This is a genomic window from Runella limosa DSM 17973 (genome assembly GCF_000482465.1).
Lineage (GTDB): Bacteria > Bacteroidota > Bacteroidia > Cytophagales > Spirosomataceae > Runella > Runella limosa.
The window spans coordinates 18,177-41,565 of the sequence record NZ_KI519427.1 but is presented as its reverse complement, the minus strand read 5'-3'; the positions used below and the strand labels follow the sequence as shown (position 1 = coordinate 41,565).

General features: G+C 44.3%; 20 protein-coding genes. 10 read left to right on the top strand and 10 right to left on the bottom strand.

Going from position 1 to position 23,389, the window contains the following annotated elements; genetic code table 11:
• Both K339_RS37640 and K339_RS0126290 read right to left on the bottom strand, forming a co-directional pair.
• The coding region (locus tag K339_RS37640; protein ID WP_037301979.1) for a hypothetical protein at positions 1 to 556 on the bottom strand (556 nt) is incomplete at its 3' end.
• 259 nt (positions 557 to 815) lie between these two features.
• The gene (locus tag K339_RS0126290) at positions 816 to 4,193 is read right to left on the bottom strand and encodes a UvrD-helicase domain-containing protein (protein WP_028526272.1); all 3,378 of its coding nucleotides are present in this window, start codon (positions 4,191 to 4,193) and stop codon (positions 816 to 818) included.
• Positions 4,194 to 4,295: 102 nt separating this feature from the next.
• Here K339_RS0126290 and K339_RS0126285 point away from each other — a divergent pair, with 102 nt between their 5' ends.
• Both K339_RS0126285 and K339_RS0126280 read left to right on the top strand, forming a co-directional pair.
• Positions 4,296 to 4,532 carry a hypothetical protein gene (locus tag K339_RS0126285; protein WP_028526271.1) on the top strand — a complete coding sequence of 79 codons (237 nt, stop codon included), beginning with the start codon at positions 4,296 to 4,298 and terminating at the stop codon, positions 4,530 to 4,532.
• Complete coding sequence (locus K339_RS0126280) at positions 4,529 to 4,933, top strand: HNH endonuclease (protein ID WP_028526270.1); 405 nt, start codon at positions 4,529 to 4,531, stop codon at positions 4,931 to 4,933. The genes K339_RS0126285 and K339_RS0126280 overlap by 4 nt, the downstream gene beginning before the upstream one ends.
• Positions 4,934 to 4,937: 4 nt before the next feature.
• Here K339_RS0126280 and K339_RS36255 read toward each other — a convergent pair whose 3' ends face one another.
• Both K339_RS36255 and K339_RS0126270 read right to left on the bottom strand, forming a co-directional pair.
• Complete coding sequence (locus K339_RS36255; protein ID WP_051398270.1) at positions 4,938 to 6,671, bottom strand: T9SS type A sorting domain-containing protein; 1,734 nt, start codon at positions 6,669 to 6,671, stop codon at positions 4,938 to 4,940.
• 93 nt (positions 6,672 to 6,764) lie between these two features.
• A complete protein-coding gene (locus tag K339_RS0126270; RefSeq protein ID WP_028526268.1) occupies positions 6,765 to 8,024 on the bottom strand; it encodes a helix-turn-helix domain-containing protein in 1,260 nt (419 codons plus the stop codon).
• 77 nt (positions 8,025 to 8,101) lie between these two features.
• Between K339_RS0126270 and K339_RS0126265 the strand changes: the two genes are divergently transcribed.
• Positions 8,102 to 9,388, top strand: a complete 1,287-nt coding sequence (locus tag K339_RS0126265) for a hypothetical protein (RefSeq protein ID WP_028526267.1) — start codon at positions 8,102 to 8,104, stop codon at positions 9,386 to 9,388.
• 6 nt (positions 9,389 to 9,394) lie between these two features.
• On the opposite strand, the gene K339_RS0126260 is transcribed toward K339_RS0126265, so the two are convergent.
• Positions 9,395 to 10,108, bottom strand: a complete 714-nt coding sequence (locus K339_RS0126260) for a DUF4276 family protein (protein ID WP_028526266.1) — start codon at positions 10,106 to 10,108, stop codon at positions 9,395 to 9,397.
• Positions 10,109 to 11,368, bottom strand: coding sequence for an AAA family ATPase (locus tag K339_RS0126255; RefSeq protein ID WP_028526265.1), 1,260 nt, complete (start codon positions 11,366 to 11,368; stop codon positions 10,109 to 10,111).
• Between the two features lie 142 nt (positions 11,369 to 11,510).
• Between K339_RS0126255 and K339_RS0126250 the strand changes: the two genes are divergently transcribed.
• Entirely contained in the window at positions 11,511 to 13,292 is a 1,782-nt protein-coding gene (locus K339_RS0126250) for an ABC transporter ATP-binding protein (RefSeq protein ID WP_028526264.1), read from the top strand.
• A gap of 17 nt (positions 13,293 to 13,309) precedes the next feature.
• Here K339_RS0126250 and K339_RS0126245 read toward each other — a convergent pair whose 3' ends face one another.
• Positions 13,310 to 13,534 carry a VF530 family protein gene (locus K339_RS0126245; RefSeq protein ID WP_028526263.1) on the bottom strand — a complete coding sequence of 75 codons (225 nt, stop codon included), beginning with the start codon at positions 13,532 to 13,534 and terminating at the stop codon, positions 13,310 to 13,312.
• 39 nt (positions 13,535 to 13,573) lie between these two features.
• Positions 13,574 to 14,671: a DNA replication/repair protein RecF gene (recF, locus tag K339_RS0126240; protein ID WP_028526262.1), complete on the bottom strand. Its 1,098-nt coding sequence runs from the start codon at positions 14,669 to 14,671 to the stop codon at positions 13,574 to 13,576.
• A 95-nt stretch (positions 14,672 to 14,766) separates the two neighbouring features.
• Here recF and pdhA point away from each other — a divergent pair, with 95 nt between their 5' ends.
• Together pdhA and K339_RS0126230 are read left to right on the top strand one after the other, a co-directional pair.
• The gene (gene pdhA, locus K339_RS0126235; protein ID WP_028526261.1) at positions 14,767 to 15,786 is read left to right on the top strand and encodes a pyruvate dehydrogenase (acetyl-transferring) E1 component subunit alpha; all 1,020 of its coding nucleotides are present in this window, start codon (positions 14,767 to 14,769) and stop codon (positions 15,784 to 15,786) included.
• Positions 15,787 to 15,871: 85 nt separating this feature from the next.
• Positions 15,872 to 16,603 (top strand): MlaE family ABC transporter permease, encoded by a 732-nt coding sequence (locus K339_RS0126230; RefSeq protein WP_028526260.1) that lies wholly within the window; start codon positions 15,872 to 15,874, stop codon positions 16,601 to 16,603.
• Positions 16,604 to 16,642: 39 nt separating this feature from the next.
• Here K339_RS0126230 and ung read toward each other — a convergent pair whose 3' ends face one another.
• Positions 16,643 to 17,308, bottom strand: coding sequence for a uracil-DNA glycosylase (ung, locus tag K339_RS0126225; protein ID WP_028526259.1), 666 nt, complete (start codon positions 17,306 to 17,308; stop codon positions 16,643 to 16,645).
• Positions 17,309 to 17,392: 84 nt separating this feature from the next.
• Between ung and apaG the strand changes: the two genes are divergently transcribed.
• Together apaG and K339_RS0126215 are read left to right on the top strand one after the other, a co-directional pair.
• Entirely contained in the window at positions 17,393 to 17,779 is a 387-nt protein-coding gene (gene apaG / locus K339_RS0126220) for a Co2+/Mg2+ efflux facilitator ApaG/CorD (protein ID WP_028526258.1), read from the top strand.
• Between the two features lie 58 nt (positions 17,780 to 17,837).
• Positions 17,838 to 18,617 carry an O-methyltransferase gene (locus K339_RS0126215; RefSeq protein WP_229598819.1) on the top strand — a complete coding sequence of 260 codons (780 nt, stop codon included), beginning with the start codon at positions 17,838 to 17,840 and terminating at the stop codon, positions 18,615 to 18,617.
• A 37-nt stretch (positions 18,618 to 18,654) separates the two neighbouring features.
• Here the strand turns inward: K339_RS0126215 and K339_RS36250 are convergent, their stop codons facing one another.
• Positions 18,655 to 19,929 (bottom strand): OmpA family protein, encoded by a 1,275-nt coding sequence (locus tag K339_RS36250; protein WP_084332321.1) that lies wholly within the window; start codon positions 19,927 to 19,929, stop codon positions 18,655 to 18,657.
• A gap of 176 nt (positions 19,930 to 20,105) precedes the next feature.
• On the opposite strand from K339_RS36250, the gene K339_RS0126205 reads away from it, so the two are divergent.
• Positions 20,106 to 20,543 carry a MarR family winged helix-turn-helix transcriptional regulator gene (locus K339_RS0126205; protein ID WP_028526256.1) on the top strand — a complete coding sequence of 146 codons (438 nt, stop codon included), beginning with the start codon at positions 20,106 to 20,108 and terminating at the stop codon, positions 20,541 to 20,543.
• 162 nt (positions 20,544 to 20,705) lie between these two features.
• Positions 20,706 to 23,171, top strand: a complete 2,466-nt coding sequence (gene topA / locus K339_RS0126200; protein WP_028526255.1) for a type I DNA topoisomerase — start codon at positions 20,706 to 20,708, stop codon at positions 23,169 to 23,171.
• Positions 23,172 to 23,389 lie beyond the last annotated feature (218 nt).

Sequence of the window (23,389 nt, the reverse complement as noted above, 5' to 3'; positions counted from 1 at the left end):
CGGTCAATTTATGATTTAATTCTTTATTTGAAAAATAAGGATAAATATGTCCTTCCAACTTATTGTTATTATTTTTTATAGTAGTAAACTCCTTGTCTAATCGCAAACCATATAATCCTTTTTTTAATAGAACAGCTATGAATTTAAAACTGAACTTACCTGAATCAAATTCGAAATCAATAGAAGGGGGAGTTCTGGGAAAGAAACCTTTCTCAGCAATAAAATTAAAAGTAGAAGGTCTATCTTGAAACGGTACTACGTCTCCTATCACAGTACTATTCTCAGAAAATTGGGTTAATCCAATTACAAACCCTAAACTGCCAGAAAGTGTACCTTCAAATGTTTTTTTTCTTTGTCGGCTAAGGTCTGTCACTTCTACGGGATTGCTTATAGCTGCCGAAAAAATCAAAGTATCCCCTATGTTCAAGGTATCTTTAAGATTTGAAACCAATACGGGTACATTAACTCGATGCTGATCTTTATCAAAACCAATATCGAAAATACATCCATATAGGGTCACAGAAAATGCAATAAAAATAATAGCTATCTTTTTCATAGTAACTGAATGTTAAAATCCCTGCCAAGCGACAAAACTCTTGGCAGGGGCTAAAGATTATGGTTTTATATAAATTAGATTTTGACCATTATCATCATAAGGCCACCATTTTAGTCGGTCAAGAGCTTCGTTAGGGTCGGCATCATACCGTTGGAGTATAGTGTCAGGTCTATTGTCATAATATTTGAACTCAGTCTGACTATCCAACTTTAAATCCGGTCTGACTATCGTCTGACCTTGCCCTTCACTATCGTCTGACCTACACCTTCACCACTTCGTTTCGTTCGATATAGACCAGCAACGCCTCTACCTGCTTTTTCCCCATTTCTTTGAACAAATTCACGTACCGTTTTATTTGTCTATTATGGCTGTCGAGCGGAATCCCCGTTTTGTAATCTAAAATTACGACACGCTCTTCTGGTAAAAACACAACGCGGTCGGGGCGATGAAGGTTACCATCGGGCGTTAATATTTCGCGCTCGTTGAGTACCATATTTTCAGCGTCGAACAACCCTTTCAAATCAGGATGTTTCAAAATATTTTCGAGGCTTTTCTGAATTTCTGCGGATTCGGAGGCATCAATAACGCCGTCGGTTTGCATTTGAGCCAAAGCCATTGGAACATCACTGGGCGTTTTAACCTTCGATAACGCGTAGTGAACTTTATTTCCGTGGTCTTTTTTTCTTTCAAAAGTCTCCACGTCAAACACCCTATTGGCCAACCGACGAAGGCGCAATTCACGACTTCGGTCGGTCGAAATGACATTGGGAATGTAGAAGGAATGTCGAGGGTCGAGTGAAGAATGTCGAGTTTGGAAGCCATCCCCTACTAAAGGCTGACTGCTAACTGGCAACTGCTCCTCGCTGCCCGCTGACTGCTGGTACTGATACAACCAATAACTGATGCGGCGAGGTGTTTTGATTTTTTCAAAATTTTCCCCTTTGGCCAGTACGTACAACCGACGCGTAGGGCGAGTAAAAGCCACGTACAACAAATTCAAGTTTTCGACAAATACCCGCTCGCATTCTTCGCGGTACTGCGTTGCGATGGCATCGGGGGTTTGGTCGAGGGCAGAAGTGACTCGTACAGAGCCTGTTTTTAAGAATTTTTCTTCCATGTATTCTATCGCCTCTCCTGCCTCTACCTTTCCTGCCTCCCACGACGACACGCCCAATGCTTCAGCTGGCTCTAAATTTACCCACATAGTATCCCGTTTGGCACTAGGTACAAACTCCCAATCGGCATACGGAATGATAACAATGGGATATTCAAGCCCTTTGGAACGGTGGATGGTCTGGACGGTAATGGCGTTGGGATCGGAAGGAGCCGAAATCGAAATTTTGTCTTTTTGGGTTTCCCAATACTCTAAAAAGTCGGCTAAGTGACTACCGCGTTGCGTACTAAATTCGAGCACCACGTCCAAGAAGCGGAATAAATAGTCTCTTTCGTCCACCAGTTGAAATAAACGAAACACCTGAATTAGTTTTTCCGAAAGCTCATAAGCGCTCATTTGCAGAAACTTATAAGGCGTTAGTTGAGTGTCTAGGGTAGAAGGCAGAGTGTCGAATGGTTTCACGCCATAAACCGTATTTTGCAACTTATTTACGTATTCATAAAATACGTGTACGTCAGTCGATTCTACAGCCGCCTTGATGAGTCGATTATCGTTGGCATCGGGAATCCGCTCCAAAATCAAACGGAAGTAAAGATACAGTGCTTCGTATTTGTCCAAGCGACTGTCGGGTTTTACCAACACCCGCATAAACGCCGTCACCAAGTTGACCGCCGCCGAAAACCGCAGCGATAGAGAATCATCCGAAATAATATTGTATCCGTTTTCTTTTAAGTGGTTGGCAATCTTTTTGGCATCTCGTTTAAAACGGCACAACACCGACACGTCTCCCAACGAAAAACCCTCTTGCTCTGTCACTTGCCGAATCAACTCCAGCGTTCGGGTAATCATCACGGGGGTGTCGTTTTCGTCATCGCCTTCTTTCCCTTCTACAAATTCGATGTTCACTTGGCCGCCCGTTTTAGGGCTAGGCGGAATTTCTTGGGCAACTTGGGCAAACACTTCCTGCGCCAAAGGAAATTGGTCGCGATATAGTTTTTCAACCGTTTCAAAAAAGGCATTGTTAAATTCAATGACTTCGCGGGCGCTTCGGCGGTTGGTACGAAGCACGTCGTCTTTGAGGTGCCAGCGAATATTTTCGAGGCGCTCCACTGTCAGTTCACTGTCGCCCAAAGAACGGTACAAACGATCCATTTTTTTGGAATGAAGCGCAATAATCTGGTCCATGTCCCCTCCGCGAAAACGATAAATCGCCTGCTTAGAATCGCCCACGGCCAAGTTGAAATGCTCATACCCTAAACTGTTGTCAATCAGTGGCAAGAGGTTAGCAAACTGCAATTTTGAAGTATCTTGAAACTCGTCAATTAGTATGTGGTTAAATTTCTCTCCCAGTCGTTCGTAAATAAACGGTACGGGGTCTTCGGTGACGATTTTGAGGATTTTTTGGTTAAATTCCGAAATGTGGACGCGGTTATTTTCTCGCAGCTGACGGTCAAATTCTTCCTTAATTTCGTTCAACAACGACAAATGGTACAAGTGCGGAATCAGCTGTTGATACAAGAAATACTGTTTGCTGTTTTCGAGACGAATTTTCTCGATGTGTCCGTAGCAGTCGGCCAATTGCGGTTTAAGGGTTTCAACTGCCTCCACCACAAACGGACGTGCCGACTTTGTCAACCATCCTTTGTCATTTTCAAACGCATCTTTTTCGCGACTTCCTGGCTCAGTCATCGTTTCCGAATCTTCGGTGCGTTTTTTAAAATACTTAAAGACGGTTCCGTACGCAAAATCTTTCTCGTCAAGCCCTTTTTCCAAAATTAGCCGTTGCCCTTCCTCCGCCCATTTTATGATTTGATTCTCCCACATTTTGATGGCTGCCACTAACTGCCGACGGATTTTTTTAAAATCTTTGGCCGTTAACTCCGAATTTTGAACAATGGCCGCGTAGCGTTGTTCGTTGAGCAAATCAGTGGCAAAACTCGCCAATGCTTCGGGCAAATTATGATAATTTTGACCATCCTGTCCTGCTTCCAAGTAAAAAGACTCCAAAATATCGGTCAATTCTCCGTAGGAATCATCGCCCGTATGTTCGAGCAAGCGTTCTACTGCCATCAATAAAAGTTCACCCGCTTCCATCTCCACTTCAAACGAAAAAGGCATTCCCAGTTCGTCCGTAAATGCGCTCACTACCCGTTGGACGAAGCTATCAATCGTCATCACTGCGAAGTCGCTATAATCGTGCAAGATTTGCTTAAAAACGCGTTCTGCACGCATCCTCAGCGACAGTTCTTGCACTTTGTAGGCACCTTCTAGGTCATTGAGTGTTTCTGGGTAAAGTTCACGAATAATGTCACCTAACATAGGGTCATTTCCGCCTTCGGCAAATACCTGCAAACGTCCCAAAATACGTTCCTTCATTTCGCGGGTAGCGGCTTTGGTAAACGTAATGGCAAGAATGTGCTTAAAATAATAAGCGTTATCGTTTTGGAGAACGAGCTTGAGGTATTCTTTGGTGAGGGTATAGGTTTTGCCCGACCCCGCCGATGAACTAACGATTTTGAACATAAAGCAACAACGAACTTGTTTTCGAGGTATGCAAGTTAGTCCATTTATAGGGAATCTGACAGAAAACAGTATTTTTGTAAAAACAATAAGTCCTACAAAGCAATGAGTGTAGTTGAAGTATTTGGAAACGTAGCCCAGCTAATTGCACAAATGGCCCCCGAAAAAGTGGCCCATTTAAAAGCCCCAGCCCAGTTATCTGAAGAAGTAGAGCGCTTGGTGAAGCTAAAAAAAGACGGAAAAATAAACCAAGAACAGTCGAGTGAACTAGAACGCTATTTGGCGCTTGACTTATTTATCAGTCTAGCGAAAGCTCAAGCTAGGACATTTATTGCCCAATGAGACAGGCTATTTCGGCTAAAAATCGTCGATTCGTTGCCCAGCGAGCCAGCTTTCGATGTGAATATTGTCGCTTGCACGAAGACGATATGTTCTTAGCCTTTGAAATTGACCATATTATTCCAATAAAGCACGGAGGGACAAACCAAGTTGAAAACTTAGCCTATGCCTGCCCTCACTGCAACCAACACAAAGGAAGTGATTTTGCTACGCTCATCGACGATGAAATTGTACGACTCTTTCACCCTCGATTAGACGATTGGCACAAGCACTTTGAAACTCAACAAGGAAAAATCATTGCCAAAACACTGGTTGGAGAAGCAACCTTAAAAATATTTCGCTTTAATCATCCCGACTTACTCATCTTACGACAACTACTCAGCCTACAAGGCAGGTATCCATAGAGTTTCACTTCAAGACGACAACCTTCTGCGAAAACGTCTGGTTATCAAGATAAACCCGAATCGTATAAGTGCCATTGGGTAATAAACGAGGCAGTGTACTTGATTTTTCACGCGTCGAAATGTTGTTTTCCTGTAAAACCACCCGACCTAAGGCATCTAGCAGCTCAAAACGCCATGGACTGCCTGTTTGCCCCGTTACTTTCACCACAATGCCTGATTCGGCAGGATTAGGGCTTACTGTTGCTGAAACCCGCTCGCTTGGGGTGAGTTCAATCCCCGTAATTGTCGTGCTTGGAGGTATCACAACTACGCTCGTTTGGCCTACCAATTTATCCGAAAGTTCATTGAGGTAACATTCCAAATTGGTGTAACCTTCTACTCCCGTAAACTTTTTAGAGAGTTGTGTCCCGTTGTGGTCTTGTACACTGGGATTCAATCCATTGGCAGTTTCCCAGTCGTTGGGCATTCCATCGTTATCGGTATCAGCAGGTGGCGGTGGGGCGGTGGTAAAATCTAACGTAAATGCGTCGTTGAAATAATCGGTACCGTTGATGGCTTGGGAAGCCATCGTATTTGAGGCAATTGGTGCCAACAAACGCCGATCCATCGGGTCACGGGGGAATGCTCCCACGTTTTTGGTGGCATACATCGGCAAGTCAGTCGCCGTTGTAGGCGTAATCAATGGAAACGAATGGCGCGTTGTAAGGCGTTGGGCGATGCCTAAACTGGTGTTGGGGGCGTTTGTATTAAAATCATTGCAGCAGTAAAACAACTGATAATCTGAATATTGCGTATATCTATTCAAACGATTTCCCGAAACGAACAGCCGATTAGACGCGTTGGACAAGAAATCGGCCGAGGCTAATGGGCCGTTGTAAGTAGAACGAACCACCGAATAGTTGTTAGTAAAATTGAGGTTCAGTCGAAAATTTGTACAGTCACTCCCACCCGACGTACAAGCGTTGTACCACGTCTGAATTTGCTGATCCCAAAAAAGATTCGAGGTGATTTCGATATTGAGCGGTGCCGAACTACAAAAAGGTGACTCACACGACAATTCAGGGAAACGCCCCCCAATCCGATTCCAAACATTGTGGTGAATGCTGATATTGTCTTGCGGGTGGTCGGCACGCGAATAATTGACCAACATTCCCCCCAAATGAAAGTGCTCGCCGAGGGTTTCGGACAGCATACTGTTTTGAATAGTAATATTGCGTGAATGCGAAATCTGCACGCTTTCGTCAATGGCATTGGCAAACGAGCAATGATCCACGATGACGTTTGAAGCGCCGTCGAATCGCAAGCCGTCGTCGAGTACGTACCCTTGGTTGGGCAATGTTTGGGTAGGTTTCGGGCGTGAACGCAGGTGACGAATAATCACATTGCGGGAATTGGTGTTTTGCTCGTAGATTTCGTCCAAAATAATGCCCCGAACGATGATTCCTCCTGGCGAAGTTTGCCCTGCAATGGTGACATCGCCCTTAAAAATTTCGGCGGCACACGGAATAACCCCACTCACTTTGAACAAAATATACTTAGCTCCCGCTTGGTTCAAACCGTTTTGTAACGACCCCGCGCCTGAGCAATTGAGATTGGTGACGTAATAAACGTTCCCACCGCGCCCTCCCGTGGCCACCGCTCCAAAGCCTTCAGCTCCTGGAAACGCGGGAATGATTTGCGCCAAAACTGACCATGAAATACCTACAATCGAGACAATACTCAACAATAGCTTTTGCATACAACTTTGTGTTCTATTTTGAAAACAAAGCTCGCTTTTTACCATAAAACGCAGACCTACAAACACGACAAAAACTGGTACAATCGCGTCAAATTACGTTTTTTGGGCTTTTTCTTGAAAATCAGAGGGAGTTTGTCCAAAGTGTTTCTTAAAAATTCGGGAAAAGTAGGCAGGGTCAGAAAAGCCCAATTCGTAGGCAATTTCGGTAACGTTTTTTGGAGAAGATACCAGCCAGAGCGCTGCTTTTTCTAATTTGATTTTACGAATAAAATCCGTGGGGGTCATATCCGCTTCTTCTCGCAACTGGCGCTGAAGCTGGCGCAAACTTAGATGGAGGTGTTCAGCAAGGTCAGACGGAGAAAGTTCTTGTTGAAGATTTTGCAGCACAAATCGCTCTGCTTTTCCAACAAGAGTCGCGTCGTCCACAGGTACGTCCGTGGGCGCAATCACTCGATAGACTTTTTCTTCGACGGTCACAATGGTCGGGGAACGGCGCATCCATTGCCAAATTCCGAAAGCGATGACAATCAAAACGATACCCAAACCCACTCCCATGCCCTTGGTAAAAGTACGTTGAAAGCCCGTCCACCAAGTTGCTTCTCCCACTAACGCGGCCGCTTGCCAGGTAGTCGGAAAGCCAAAGTCTTTGCCACCGCTGATACTTTCATAATCATAAAAAGGAATAGACGCTTCTTCCGCCAAGGGGCGAATGTCGAGGTAATGGTCGGCGTCGTTGAGGCAAATATCCACCTTAAAGCGTTTTTGCGTCTGAGGGCGAACTCCCAAAGCAGCCCATGCCACCCGAAACTCAATAAGATACCCCTCGTCTTGGTCAGTTGCATCATTGACAGTTCCCTTACGAACCACTTGATAATCCATCACAAAATGTGACGTCATGGTGTCTTTGGGCACTTTCGATTCGTTTACTTTTATCAAAAACTTATCTCCTCCCCTAAACACAGTCAAATTTCCCATGGCATCAATAATCAACTGATAGTCATCATCTTCCATCAGCGATTTGCTATTATTTTGGGTATCGATGTAGAACTCCACGCCATCATTAAACGTAATACGCGGGCTACCACTTTTATCGTTGGCAAGATTGACCAAATGGGCATCTTTGACCTCAAAAAAGCCGTACAAATACATTTCATCAAAGCCCAGCGCATACCGCATTTCGTTAGGAGATTTTGCCAAACGGCTTTGGGGGCGATACCTCCGCAAAAACTCCTGAGGCCATTCGTTGGACTGACCGTCGATGGTTGGGAGTTCGTCAAGGTAGTGAATAGGTAGTTGAGCGCAAACGCAATGCACGAGAAGCACGAATACCAGCTGTAAAGCGAGTTTTTTCATAGAATTGTGCACAAGTTAGCTATTTTTTGTTTTTTTGTAAATAGCCCTAAAATAACAAACCTCTTTCCTTTTGTTACATGCTCACATCGCCCTCCGATTGGCCACTTTGGCGTAAAGTCATTTTTCGGTTCACAGCCATTTACCTTGGTTTTTACTGTATCAATTTCTTTGGTTTTGCGCAGCTACCTTTAATAAACACGGTGTACGGCCTTTATACCGCCACTGAAAAAGCAGCGGTAGAATGGCTCAACCAGTCCTTGTTTCATATCAAAGACACATTGGTTCCCGTGGCGGGCAGCGGCGACACCTCGTTTGGGTACGCAGAGCTATGCTTTCACAGCCTCATGGCCGTCGTCGGAACGGCACTTTGGTCGCTGCTCGACCGCAAAAGGCCAAGTTACGAAACTGCCTATTATTGGCTTATTGTAGGGCTTCGGTATTACGTCAGTATGGTTTCGTTCGTGTACGGGATTATCAAAGTGTATGCCCAACAAATGCCTTTTCCCAATTTGAGCCAGTTCGCCACTCCCCTTGGCGAGTTGTCACCGATGCGCCTTGCTTGGTTTTTTATTGGGTATTCGCAGCCCTACGAGGTATTTTCGGGGGTGATGGAATGCCTTGCGGGAGCGTTGCTCATTTTCCGACGCACAAGTACCTTGGGGGCGTTGGTGGCTGCGGGCGTTTTTCTAAACGTGGCAATGATGAATTTGGCCTACAACATCCCTGTAAAGCTGTTTTCGATGCACTTGTTTGTGTTTAGTTGTATTTTATTATTTACCGATGCCCAACGCCTTCTTCGCTTTTTTGTTCTAAATCAGCCTACCGAGCCACTTCCACCCGCCTATGTATTTTCGCAAAAATGGATGCAGACGTCTCGCATTTTGCTAAAAATTGCTTTCATCGGTTTATTTATCGTTTTTCCTTTTTACTCCTCCTACCAATCAAGCCTTCATCCGTTTAATTACTCCCCGCCCAAAGACGTATTAACAACAGGTATTTTTGACGTGGCCTCGTTTGAAACCTCGGGGCGAATGGCGGCCGATAGCCTCCGCTGGAAGGATGTGATTTTTGAGAAAAACAACAGCGGAAGCATTCAGACCACCGACACCCTGTTCAGAATTCGGTACGGGCGGGCGTATTTTGGTTATAAATTGGATTCTCTACACCAAACGATTTCCTTCAAAAAACGCTCCAGCGATAGCGCTCATTTGTTTATTCTCCAATGCACTTTACCCGACACCAACACCCTAATCCTCAAAGGAAAAGTGCAAAATGACTCGTTGAAAGTGGTCTTAAAGAGAAAAAACAAAACATTTCCCTTGGCTAAAAAACCATTTGATTGGATGTTGGAGACAGTGCCTTGAGGACGTTTATTTAAGCTTGATTACAAGTTGCTCTACATCTTCAAAATCTTGCATCAATTTTTTCAACGACAATTTAGGAAGCAGCTGGGAAGCTGTTTGAATTTTGCTGTATTTTACTTTTTTCCATTTGCCTTTTTTTTCTTCTTCAAAACACCCCAATAAATATCCTAAAACACTATCTGGGCTCGGAATCTGGCTCACAACTTTGGAACTCAAATGCGTATTTACTTTCTCTTCCCAAGCCTCTCTACGATGTTTTAGATAGCGAAACTCATTGTAAATTATGTCAGGCTGGGAAAGTATCCAAGCTTCCATCGTCTGAATCATAAAAAATATAACATCCTGATAATATGTCCATTCTTTTCGTGGTTGCGGCCAATACCCAGATGCTATTTTTTCATCCGCGAAAGCAAGCAGATTCTTTTTATGTTCTTCTGCATTTTCTCCTCCAAAATCACGTTTTAATTCTTGAAAATCAAGAACTGTATAGGCTCTTACATCTGAAAATCTACTCAGAAAATTTACAAAGGCAAATAACGTTTGCTTATATCCACCACTCGGGCGTATATCAAAAACTACTTTTAAATTGGGAATTTCTTGCTCAAATAAGCGATAAAATGCCGTTTGCAGCAAAAAAGCTTGCTCTGTTAACCCTGCAAACTCTCCCTTCAACTCAGTAGTAGGTGGCCCTCCTCCTTCAATAAATACCGTATCTTTCATCTACCCCCAGCGTCTGCCTCCTAACAAACCACTCAACCACAATTTACCAGGTAAAAACTCTTCGAACCAGTTTTCAAAATCTTCTTCCGATTTCGAGGTTATTAATGTTTGGTTTGCCTCATCTTTTTCAAAAATCCAAACATCATCTAACTCAAAGCAATTTAATAGCATTGGCGAATGAGTCGCAATAATAAACTGCTTCCCTAACTTTACCCCTTCTCGCAACGTTTCAGCAAGAATACTAATCATATCAGGATGCAACCCCAATTCTGGCTCATCAAAACAAATCAGTTTTCCAGCACTCGGGTTGTAAATAATCGCTAACAAAATCAAGTACCGCAATGTCCCATCAGAAATACTTTCCAATGGAATATTCTGAATGAGTTGTTTTTCGGTAAGAATAATCCGAAAATTGCCCCCTATATAATCAAAAGTAATGTTTTTAAAATAAGGATTAACCTTTGTAACAGCTTCTTGAATTTTTCCAAAAGCCAGCGGATATTTCGCGTTAAGGCGCTGAAAAACAAGCGACAAATTACTAGCATCACCATGTAGTCTATCCTCGCCTAAATCTTTATTCCATTGACGAGCTCGACTATTCAATGTCACATCAAAATAAGTATAAACATCTAGGTCTTCGATAGCCTTACGAATTAAAAACAGAGGAAAAAAGCGTAGTGTATCGGTTCCTACCTGACTAAGTACCAATTCTTTATCATCAAAAACGCCCCCTACTTCCTTGTATTCTATCTGTATTGTATCCGTTTCTTTCCAAACCAGCCTACTTTTTCCATCTTTTCTTTCAGAGATAAACCCTTTTCCATTTTGCATGTCTAAATAGACAAATGGGCGTTTTCCTCCTACCCCTTCATTGTATAGCTTTTCAGAAATAAAATAAGAAGAATCGTTCCCCAAGCTGTGAATTACAATTTCATAAAATGGGTTATTCGGGAAAGCGAACCCCTTTTTATCTTCTATTACTGAATTGAGGTATGTTTTATCAAACTCAAAAACCATCCTAATTTGTTTGGACGCTTCTTGAGAAAAGTTAGCTACCGAATTGAATCCTCCCCACAAATTAAATGTCTCTTGAAATCCATTTTTCTTCCTTATGGCATTATTGAGTAAGGTAAATGCTTTGATGAAATTTGATTTCCCGCTCCCATTAATACCTACCAGAAGGTTAATTCCTGCATTAAGACAAACCTTCTGGGAAGTTCTTGTACCAAAGAAATTTTCTACCTCAATACTTTTAATCATGCGCAAAGAATTTATTATTATTTATCACAAAAATAGCTAAAAGGTCTTTAAAGCCTTAATCCTCCCAACGAATTAAACGTTTTCCGTAAAAATAGTGTTAGACCATCATACCAAACAGCAAACGTAACCAATTCGCGCGCCTTTGAAAGCACTTGCCCACCTCAACAAATATCTCGTCAAATACAAGTGGTACCTTATTCTTGGAACACTTTTCACCATTATTTCCAACCTTTTTGGCATCATTCCTGCCCAATTGGTACGCTATGCCCTCGACTTGGTAAAAGATACCCTCGACGTCTATTTTTTGTTTGAAGGCTCCAAAATTCAGTCCAGTTTTTACGACATTTTTGCCTTCAGTATCTTATTGTACGGGATGCTGATTTTGGCCATGGCGCTGCTGAAAGGGGTTTTCTTGTTTATGGTGCGGCAAACCCTCATTGTGATGTCGCGGCACATCGAATTTGACCTCAAGAACGAAATTTATACGCATTACCAAACCCTGCCGCTGAGTTTTTATCGACGCCACAACACAGGCGACCTCATGGCGCGGATTTCAGAAGATGTCAGCAAGGTGCGGATGTACGTAGGGCCGTCGATTATGTACGGCATCAACCTCATAACGCTGTTTATTTTGGTGATTAGCTACATGGTATCGGTCAACGCCAAACTGACTTTTTACGTTTTGCTGCCGTTGCCTGTCTTGTCGTTGAGTATTTATTACGTCAACAACATCATCATGAAACGCTCAGAGGCATTGCAAGCACAGCTTTCATCGGTTTCGACGTTTGTGCAAGAATCATTTTCAGGGATTCGGGTGGTCAAAGCCTTCGTTCGGGAACGGGAACAACTTCGCCATTTTATCAATCAAAGTAACGATTATCGCAACAAATCGCTTGGATTAACGCTCGTCGATTCGCTTTTTTATCCCTTTATTGTTGTGTTGGTAGGCTTGAGTAATATTTTGGTCGTCTATATTGGTGGGCAGGAAATCATGGCAGGACGGCTCACCCCTGGCAACATCACTGAGTTTATTTTGTACGTAAGTATGCTGACATGGCCCGTGATGGCCCTCGGCTGGACAACCAGCCAAACCCAGCGAGCGGCGGCGTCGCAGGTACGTATCAATGAGTTTTTGACCACCAAAACTGACATTGTTTCGGAGAAAAATACAGTACGCGAGATTCAAGGCGCCATCCGTTTTGACAATGTTTCGTTTGTTTATCCCGACACGGGCATCAAAGCCATCAAGCAATTTAATCTAAGCGTGAAAGCGGGGGAAACGGTAGCTATTTTGGGAACAACAGGTTCGGGGAAAAGTACCGTAGCCAGCCTTCTTACACGTTTGTACGACCCTACCGAAGGGCAGATTTTGATTGATGGTGTTCCTCTCAAAGAGTATAACCTTCAATCGCTCCGAAGCCAAACGGGCTACGTGCCCCAAGACGTCTTTTTGTTTTCAGATTCTATTGCTCAAAACGTAGCGTTTGGAACAACAGGCTTGCCATTTTCTAAAATTGAACAAGCGGCCAAAGACGCTGATTTGTACGCCAATATCATTGATTTCCCCGAAGGTTTTGATACGAAGGTGGGTGAGCGCGGCATCACGCTGTCAGGAGGTCAAAAACAGCGACTTTCGATTGCGCGCGCTATTGCCCGCGACCCTAAGATACTGATTTTGGACGATTGCCTTTCTGCCGTAGATACGCAAACCGAAAACACGATTTTGAGCAACCTCCAACGCATCATGCAAGACCGTACGTCGGTGATTATTTCTCACCGCGTGTCGTCGGCCAAACTCGCCGATTTCATCGTGGTCTTAAACGACGGCGAAATCATCGAACAAGGCACGCACACCGAGCTTCTCGAACGAAACGGCCCTTATAAAGAATTATACGACAAGCAGTTGCAAGGCGAAGAAGTGTAAAACACGCCAAACCTTGCTTACTTTTCGTCCAAACTCATCAAATAGAGCGTTTCTACTTTTTGCCTAGCCCACGGAGTTTTACGAAGGAATGCTAGGCTTGATTTGATACTTGGGTCAAATTGAAAGCAGCGGATGTTGACGTATTCGGCCATAGTTTCCCACCCATAATGTGCCACCAAATGATGCAACATCATTTCAAGGGTTACGCCGTGTAACGGATTATTGGCTTGCGGATTATTCATACATACTTTAAGGTTATTGTTTCTTCAAAAATCAGTTAATTATTTAGCATCTGACACAAAATAACGCACTTCCATTGCGGTATCTTTCAACAATTCACGCGTTCGGTCAGGACGGGCATCGGTCAAAAAAACTTGCCCAAAGGTATCTTTTTCAATGAGATGAATCAGTTTTTGAATGCGACGGTCGTCGAGTTTATCAAAAATATCATCCAGCAACAACAACGGTTTCATTTCTTTTTCAATCGAAATCAGGTCAAATTGCGCCAATTTCAGGGCCAACACAAACGACTTTTGTTGTCCTTGAGAACCAAATTTCCGCAGTGCGACCCCGTCCATTTCAAAACCAAAATCATCTTTATGGATACCCATTAGGGTACGTTGGGCGTTCAAGTCGCGCGATCTGTGCTCCCTAAAATGATCACGAAAATCGAGGTTTTCAACTTCTGATTCATACTTAATCGTTACCGCCTCTCGCCCCTCTCCCAAAAACGAATAATAATGCTGCACCAAAGGTTCAAAACCCTCTAAAAATCGCTGACGTCGTTCAAAAATTCGATTAGCAAGAGCAACGAGTGGCTCGTCGTAAGTATCTAACAAGTCATCGTCCACGTAGCGGCGGTCATAAAAAATCTTCAAAACCCCGTTTCGCTGCGCCAATAATTTATTGTATTGAAGTAAATCTTGGAGATAGTGTTGATCAAGCTGCGACAATACCCCGTCAAAAAAACGGCGTCGTTCTTCGCTCCCGTCGCGGACTAAATCAGTATCATTGGGCGCTACCAACACCACGGGATACAGCCCAATATGGTCGCTGATACGCTCATACGGCTTTTTATCTGACAAGATTACTTTTCGCTGACCACGCTGCAAACTGCACGTAATCTGCGTAGTTTTATAATCTTTCCAAAACACCCCATCGACCATCATAAAATCAGCTTCGTGCTGAATGCTAAAAGCATCTTGCACCTGAAACGCGCTTTTGGTCAGCCCCAACCAATAAATAGCATCGAGCAAATTGGTTTTGCCACTACCGTTTTCCCCCACGATACAGTTAAGGGAACGACTAAACTCAAAACGTCCCTCTTCGTAGTTTTTAAATCCCATAAGTTGGAGTTTTTCTAGGTATAGCTGTGGCATTGAATGGTTTTATGCTTAATTTCGCGTGGCAAAGATAGAACAGTCAACAGTTCACCGTTCATTGTTTGACCAGAAAACCTTATTTATTGTAAAAAATGGCAACCAAAACCAAAGCAACCCCAGCTAAAATAACCCATCCCAAAGAGAGATACATGTATTGGTATGAGTCGATGTTGCTTCAACGTAAGTTTGAAGAAAAAGCAGGACAACTCTATGGGCAACAAAAAATACGTGGTTTTTGTCACCTTTATATTGGTCAGGAAGCCTGCTCGTCAGGAAGTGTCAGTGCCCTTACCAAAGACGACAAGTGGATTACAGCTTACCGCGACCACGGCTTCCCATTGGCGCTAGGTACAGAACCTAAAGCCATCATGGCCGAGTTGTACGGAAAAGCAACTGGTACCACCAAAGGAAAAGGCGGCTCAATGCACATTTTTGACAAAGAGCACAATTTTATTGGCGGCCATGGTATCGTAGGAGCGCAAATTCCACTAGGTGCTGGTATTGCTTTTGCGGAAAAATACAACAAGACATCAAACCTCTGTATGTGCTTTTTTGGTGACGGAGCCGTTCGCCAAGGTGCACTACACGAAGCCTTTAACATGGCAATGACGTGGAAACTCCCCGTGATTTTCGTCGTTGAAAACAACGGATACGCCATGGGTACGTCAGTTAATCGTACTTCTAACGTGACCGATTTATATACCATTGGAGAAGGTTACGATATGCCATCAGAACCCGTGGACGGCATGGATGTAGAAGCTGTACACGATGCCGTTAGCCGTGCCGCTGAACGCGCTCGCCGTGGCGATGGCCCTACTTTCCTCGAATTCAAAACGTACCGTTACCGTGGTCACTCTATGTCTGACCCCCAAAAATACCGTACCAAAGAGGAGGTAGAAGAGTACAAAAAGCGTGACCCAATCGAAATGACGAAAGACCGCATTTTGACAAATGGCATCGCAACTGAAGAAGATCTTGCTGCGATTGATGCAAAAATCAAACAAATTGTGGAAGAATCTGTAAAATTCGCGGAAGAGTCTCCGTGGCCAGATCCATCTGAAATCTTTACGGATATGTACGTAGAACCTGATTATCCGTTTATTGTTGATTAGCCGATAGTCGATAGTCCACAGTCGATGGTCGATAGTAAAATTACTGTGGACTATCGACCATAAACTATCGACTGTCTCAAAAACCATGAAAACGTTAGGAAGGTATTTTATTTTTTTAGGGTCTTTGCTACGAAACCGTGAGAAGTTTCGGGTCTATGTAAAGTTGGTGCTCGACGAATGTATTGAGATTGGTATCAATTCCGTCTTTATCGTGGCAATCGTGGCGACCTTTTTGGGGGCAGTAACCTGCGTCCAAACGGCCGACAACTTAGTAAGCCCTTTTGTTCCCAATTATATCATTTCGCTCATTGTGCGCGACAGTAGTATTTTGGAATTCGCCCCCACAATTACGTGTATCGTACTTTCAGGAAAAGTAGGCTCTCACATTGCAGGTGGACTGGGTACCATGCGTATTACGGAGCAAATCGACGCCCTTGAAGTAATGGGAATCAACTCCATTTCGTACTTGGTTCTCCCCAAAATCGTAGCGGCCATCGTCATGTTTCCCATGTTGGTCATCCTTTCGGGTTTTCTCTCCATCTTTGGAGGATACGTGGCAGGCGTAGCAACGGGCGTAATTACCCCCGAAGATTATATTCGTGGTTTACGTTTCGATTTCCGTACGTTCAACATTCCTTTTGCCATCATCAAATCGGTCTTTTTTGCCTTTTTGATTACGTCTATTTCTTCTTTCAAAGGCTTTTTTACCCAAGGCGGAGCACTCGAAGTAGGCCAAGCCTCTACCGCCGCTGTGACCAATAGCTGTATTGCGGTTTTGATTGCCGATTATTTGCTCGCCCAACTCTTACTTTTGTAGGGTGTGTTGGGTTGCTCACAACCCAACCTTTTTCCTCCTTTACCAAACAATTTCTTCCAATCCTCGCCCGCGAAGGTAGTTGTTGGCTTGGCTAAAATGTTTGGTTCCGAACCACCCTCCACTGTTGGCCGACATCGGCGAAGGGTGTTTGGCCTTCAGCACAAAATGGCGTTTGGGGTCGATAATCTTACCCTTGTCCTGCGCATACCGCCCCCAAAGCATAAATACAACGCCTTCCTTTTGGTCGTTAATACATTTAATTACGGCATCCGTAAAACGCTCCCAACCACGCCCTTGGTGTGAGCCTGGGCTTGCTTCTCGTACGGTGAGGGTGGAGTTGAGTAACAACACACCTTGCTCGGCCCAACGTTCCAAGTTGCCCGACACAGGGAAAGGCTGCCCAAGGTCTTCCTGAATTTCTTTGAAAATATTAATGAGCGATGGTGGTTTGGTAACACCGTCGTTGACCGAAAAGCATAATCCATTGGCTTGTCCGCGCCCGTGGTAAGGGTCTTGTCCCAAAATCACCACTTTTGTGTTGTCAAACGGGCACTTGTCGAACGCATTAAACATCAGTTTCCCAGGCGGATACACTTGTTGCGTTTGGTATTCATTTCGTACAAATGTCACCAAATCAGTAAAATACGGTTGCTCAAATTCTGATTGCAAATGAGCTTTCCACGAAGCGTCGATTTTAACGTCCATTTTTCTAATTTTTGCGTCAACTATTGGTTTTTCAACTACAACGACCTAATTTTGGTTACAAAGTTAGGAAAGTATCAAACAACCATGACATCAGCGATAACAGAAGGTGTGAGAGTAAGCGTCATGACGCAGTATCAGCCCGAGTATTCGAGCCCAGCGCAAGCCCATTTTGTGTTTACGTATCGCATTACCATCGAGAACCACAGCGAGCATACGGTTCAGCTTTTACGTAGGCATTGGCATATTTTTGATTCCAATGGCACCATCCGCGAAGTAGAAGGGGAAGGCGTAGTGGGTCAACAGCCCACGCTCGAACCTGGCGAAATTCACGAATACGTATCAGGTTGTAATCTTCGTACCAGCATTGGTAAAATGGTAGGCACTTATTTAATGGAACGCCTTGTCGATGGCAAGCAGTTTAACGTAGCCATTCCAGAATTTACCATGATTGCGCCCTATCGTTTGAATTAAAGAAAACTTCTTACCTAATTACCCTATTTTGCAATTACGTTCGCTTTTCAACTACTTTTTGAAAGCTCAAGATGAGCATGGACTTCACTCACCTTTTGTATTTGACTTGTACCTTCAAATCATCAAGCAAGATACAAAAACCGCTTCCTTTGAACCAATTGAAGCCATTCGCCAAACGATGCTTCACAGCCAAGAAACCCTCCAAATCACTGATTATGGCGCAGGTTCTCGGGTCAATACTTCCTCTACCCGACAAGTAAAAGACATTGCCCAGCATTCTAAAAAATCGGCGCGATTGGCGCGGTTGTTCTATCGCCTCATTCAGCGTTTTGAGTATAATTCTATTTTTGATTTAGGCACGTCACTTGGCCTTACCACTCTGTATATGGCGCAAGCCAATCTTTCAGCCCAAATTACCACCTTTGAAGGCTGCCCCGAAACGGCAAGCGTTGCGCAACAAAATTTTAAGACCTGGGCCAACCGCGCATTGTCTCCTCAACACCCCCTGCCTATTCAGACGGTTGTAGGGAATTTGGACGAGACACTTCCCAAAGCCGTTGAAAACGCACAACGCCTTGATTTTGTCTTTTTTGACGCCAATCATCGCTACGAACCTACAGTAAGATACTTTGAAACCTGCCTTACCAAAGCGCACAACGATAGTCTCTTCGTTTTTGACGACATTCATTGGTCGCCCGAAATGGAACAAGCCTGGGAATACATCAAAGCCCACCCTTCCGTTTCAGCGACCATCGACCTGTTTGCGGTAGGTTTGGTGTTTTTTCGGCAACAACAACCAAAACAGCATTTCGTGCTTCGTTGGCCTTTTTGGAAGTAAAAACAAATGGGCAAAAGGCAAGTTTACAAATAGCATTCTAAAGCGCGACAAACTCTACTCGGCGATTTCTTTTGCGATTTTCTTCCGACGTATTGGGGGCAATTGGGTCAAGGGGACCTCGGCCGCGACTCTCTAGGCGGTCGCCACTGATGCCCTTTGTTTTTAAATATTCTACCACCGCTTGACAGCGTTCTCGCGAGAGCTTTACATTCAAGTCAAAATCTCCTGCATTATCGGTATGTCCCCGAATTTCGATACGTGCCGCTGGATTTTTTTGCAAAATCGCGACCAGTTCATCCAATTGTGGCGCCGACTCGGGGCGTAGTACGGGACTACTTTGGTCAAAATAAATATTATTTAGCGTAATGACCTTCCCTTTCACCAACTCGCTGAAAGGCGATGGTGCTGGTGGTTTAGGCGGTTCTTTAGAAAATACCGACGTTCTAGGTGGTTCGTTGGTCGCAGCAGTAGCCTTAGGAGCAGCGGGGGGGGGCGTGGTCGCTACCGCAGGAGGGGGCGTAGGGGTTGGCGCGGGTGGTGCAGGAGCAGCAGCTGCGGCCGTTTTATCCAATCGGTAAGTTAGTTCGTACGATTTACCAGTAAGGGCTGTTTCTATCGTTATTTTTTTGGTATCAGGAGTGAATCCTTTCGCCGATGCCTCCACTTCCAGTTGCTCTTCGGCATCGTAGGTCAGTTCAGTAAAACCATCTTTTAGAGCCATAAACTCAACGTCATTATTGCTTTTGGTACGTACATTGAGAATACTTCCGATAATGGGACGGTCAGTCGCTTTGTCTAACACCCTAATTTTCAGTACTGATGGCTTTATTTTTTGAAGCTCAAACCCCAACACTCGGTCGTGCTTGATGTCATTGATATTGGCCGAAGCCTCGGTATATCCTTTGGCCGTCACGTAGATGCTAACGACGGTATTGGGCAAGACATTGATGGAAAAATTTTTATCCGTGCTGTTAAATTTAGGCTCAAACTCCTGACCTGTTTTGGCATCTTTGGTTTTCAATTTAACCCGTGTAAGCAGCGCATTTGTTTCCACGTCTCGAATCGCAAAGGTCACTTTAATCAACCCCGACTGTTTTTCTGAATCAACAATCTGAGCATCTCTAACTTTTAATTCCCCTTTGTTATTCTCCAGCGTTGACTTTACGACCGTTTCTTTGGTCTTCTTAGGTTTGACCGTATCAGCAACGGTCAGCGAAATCTCCTCTTTTTTGGTAAAATAACGGGTTGGGAGAGCAAATGAACCCCATGCTTCTCCTACACACACCCCCACTAAAAGCAACATCGTCTTCATATAGGCCAAATATCGGGCTTATTTTTTGTTCATCAAACAGTTTTTTAACACGGTTTTAGTAGCAAATTACCGTCTATCGTGGCTTACGATTTGATAGTCAGATATTCTTGTTTTATTTTGCAAATCAATAGTTAGTAAGCCAACTTGTGTTTCTAGGTCTATAGTAAACGATAAAAATGACTCACCCATCTGATTCCCGTGCTTATTTTTTTAAAATCGACACCACCATTAAAAAAATCAGGAACGTCCTACAAAAGCGTTTTAATGAAGCTGGCTTTGACCTGACAGTGGACCAATGGGTGCTCATCGACCACGTGGCTCGAAACGAAGGAATCAGCCAAAATACCCTTGCCGAGCTTACCACCAAAGATGCCCCCACCGTTACTCGGATTCTGGATTTGCTCGTTAAAAAAGATTTGGTCGAACGGCGCATGTCGGAAGAAGACCGTCGGAAATTTAATATTTATTTAAAACCCGAAGGCCAAAAGACCTTTGAAACGGTATTGCCTGTCGTCAAAGAGATACGTCGGCAAGGCTGGGGACAGCTTAGTGAAGAAGATTACGGGCATTTTGTTCGGATTATGGACTCGATTTATCAAAATTTTAGCGATTAAGCACTGGCCTTTTCGTCGAAAAAATCCCCTTTTCTAGCATTATTTATTACCAGTTAGTACCTGTTTAACCCCTTAAATCGTCTGCTCAAAATAAGGATTTGATATTTTTTACATAAAACCCTCCTATATTTGAAGGCAGAATTGGGACCAAACACACCCTCCATGTCAAAAAACTTAGTAATAGTAGAGTCGCCGGCTAAGGCCAAAACCATTGAAGGATACCTCGGGAAAGACTTCACCGTCAAGTCCAGTTTTGGGCACGTGCGTGACTTACCCGATAAAGATTTAGGGGTAGATGTCAAAAATGGTTTCCAACCCCTCTACGAAGTATCGCCTGATAAAACCAAAGTTATCAACGAGTTGAAAAAGCTTGCCAAGTCTTCTGAAGAAGTATGGCTCGCTACCGACGACGACCGTGAAGGAGAAGCCATTTCGTGGCACCTCAAAGAAGCATTAGGCTTGTCTGATGGCACCAAGCGGATCGTTTTTAGGGAAATTACCAAAACCGCCCTACAAAAAGCGATTCAAAGTCCACGTTCGATAGACATGGATTTGGTCAACGCCCAGCAAGCACGTCGTATTCTCGACCGCCTGGTGGGTTATGAGCTTTCGCCTGTCTTGTGGCGTAAAATCAAAATCGGCAACAACAGCGCCCTTTCTGCGGGACGGGTGCAGTCGGTGGCCGTACGCCTCATCGTAGAACGCGAGCGAGAAGTGGATGCCCACGAGTCGAAGTCCACCTATAAAGTAACGGCACGTTTCGATTTGGCAGGGGGCAAAGTATTGGAAGCCGAACTTCCTAAAAACTTTGAAACCGAAGCCCAAGCACGCGCATTCTTGGAAAAATGTAAAGGAGCTACGTTTAGCATCCGTAACTTGGAAGTTAAACCTGCCAAAAAATCACCTGCTCCACCATTTACGACCTCTACCTTGCAACAAGAGGCTTCGCGTAAGTTGAGTTTTTCGGTGGCCCAAACCATGACGGTAGCTCAAAAACTTTACGAAGCAGGTAAAATCTCGTACATGCGTACGGACTCTACCAACTTATCGGAAGAGGCACTCCAAAAAGCAAAAGACCAAATTACGACCGAATACGGCGACAAATATCACCAACAGCGGGTTTTCAAGACCAAATCGGAATCGGCACAGGAAGCCCACGAAGCCATTCGTCCGACCAATTTTGGAGAACTTAAAGCCAGTAGCGACCGCAACGAACAACGCCTCTATGAGTTGATTTGGAAACGTGCCATTGCGTCTCAAATGTCTGATGCGCAGCTGGAACGTACCATTGCGACCATTGGCATTTCGACTGCCTCGGAAGAACTCGTGGCCCAAGGAGAAGTTATTAAATTTGACGGTTTCTTAAAGGTATATCTGGAATCAAAAGACGACGAAGAAGAAGATACCAAAGGAATGCTTCCTCCGCTCAATATTGGGCAAGTGTTGGCCTTAAATATCCTTAAAGCAACGGAGAAATTTTCACGTCCAAAACCACGCTATACGGAAGCAAGTTTGGTGAAGCAACTCGAAGAAATGGGTATTGGCCGACCATCCACCTATGCGCCTACGCTTTCGACCATCATTCGCCGCGAATATGTGGTAAAGCAAGACAAAAAAGGGCAAGAACGCGAATACAATGAGCTTTCGCTCCGCAACGACCAGCTGACCGAAACCAAAGGCAAAGAGACGTTTGGGGCCGAAAAATCAAAACTGTTCCCTACCAACACAGGCATGGTGGTGAATGACTTTTTGGTGGACTTATTCCCTGATGTCGTTGATTTTTCTTTTACGGCCAATGTCGAAAAAGAATTTGACGAAATTGCCGAAGGTAAACTGTCGTGGCAACAAATGATTGATGGTTTCTACCAAGGTTTTCACCAAAAAATCGGGGATGTAGAAGGCTCAAACATTGTTAAGAAAAATACAGTTCACGACCTAGGAATCGACCCTAAAAGCGGGAAGCCAGTCTCGGCACGGATCGGCAAATTTGGCCCATACGTTCAGATTGGAGAAAACATCGAGGGTGAACCCAAACCGCAATACGCCAACCTCAAAAAAGGGCAGTTGGTAGAAACTATTTCGCTCGAAGAAGCACTCGAACTCTTTGCCCTACCGCGGGAGGTTGGGTTCTTTGAAGACAAACCGATGATTGTGGGGGTTGGAAAATACGGGCCTTACGTAAAACACGACGATAAGTTTTATTCGCTCGACCGCAACGACGACCCTTATACCGTAGGCGAAGAGGCGTGTGTAATGGCCATTAAGCTCAAACGCGGCGACCTTGCCAACGAAGGCGAAGGACTCGGAGAGCTTGAAGGCAAACCGATGACAACAGGCACAGGAAGATACGGGCCGTTTATTAAGCACGATGACAAGTATTACTCATTGCCCAAAGGCTCAAGTTTACAGCGCCTCACTCGCGAAGAAGCACTGGAAATCATCCAGAAAAAGCGGGAAGCAGAAAGTAATAAAATCATCAGAGAATTTCCCGAGAATACAACGGTGAAAGTGCTTCGTGGCCCTTACGGCCCATACATTGCCGTTGGAAAACGTAACATTAAAATACCAAAAGATACCGACCCAACGACGCTAACCCTCGAAGACTGCTTAAAGTTGGCAGGAAGCTAAGGCGAGTTTAGGTAGGTTTAAAAAAGTACGGGGTTGTCTCAAAAGTAAAAGTTTACAAAATATTCTTTGGTTTCAACCTCATCCCAACCCTTCTCCTTTCTGGAGAAGGGCTCTAAAAGTCCCCCTCTACTGAAAGGAGAGGGGGATTTAGGGGGTGAGGTTGAACAGAGACCGAAGATAATTTGGTGATACTAGACTTTTGAGACAGCCTCTTTTTT